This is a genomic window from Haloferula rosea (assembly GCF_016595525.1).
Classification (GTDB): Bacteria; Verrucomicrobiota; Verrucomicrobiia; order Verrucomicrobiales; family Akkermansiaceae; genus Haloferula; species Haloferula rosea.
Genome location: NZ_JAENII010000055.1, coordinates 1 through 508, shown reverse-complemented (window position 1 = coordinate 508; position 508 = coordinate 1). Strand labels below are relative to the sequence as shown.

Here is a 508-nt window from a genome sequence, read left to right as displayed (position 1 = left end):
CGTATGATGCCTCCACTCGCTGAGACGCGGGTGTTATGATGGCAAGAATCCCTTGCTTGTGGGGGGGACGGGGAAACCCGATTAGAAGGACCAATGGCTTCGAGCCCGTGGGTCAGTCAGGTCCCCGATCCCCTTGCAGGCCCATTTGAGACCGAACCGTAACCTGGATCTAGTGAATCCGAATCGCACGAGTCAGGTCGTTGATGGGACTGCGTCCACAAGGCTTTAGGGCAAACCACAAATACCATGAAAGCCACTCCATTCAAGCCCGCTCATATCCTCGGTATCGATGTCGCCAAGAAGACCTTCCAGGTGGCACTCACCACCGTTGAAGAACCCGAGAGAACCAACGATCATTCGTTCGACAACACGTCTGCCGGTCACCGTGCCTTGCTCACCTGGCTGGGCAAGCGCTGCAAGCCCGCCATGCTCCACGCCTGCATGGAAGCCACCGGTCCCTGTGGCGACGAACTCGCCCTTTTCCTCGACACCCACATCGGCAAACTCA

Annotated in this window: 1 protein-coding gene; it reads left to right on the top strand. The window is 57.7% G+C overall.

The window, feature by feature from the left end; all coding sequences use genetic code 11:
* Window positions 1–246 precede the first annotated feature (246 nt).
* The coding region (locus JIN81_RS18815; protein WP_200283632.1) for an IS110 family transposase at window positions 247–508 on the top strand (262 nt) is incomplete at its 3' end.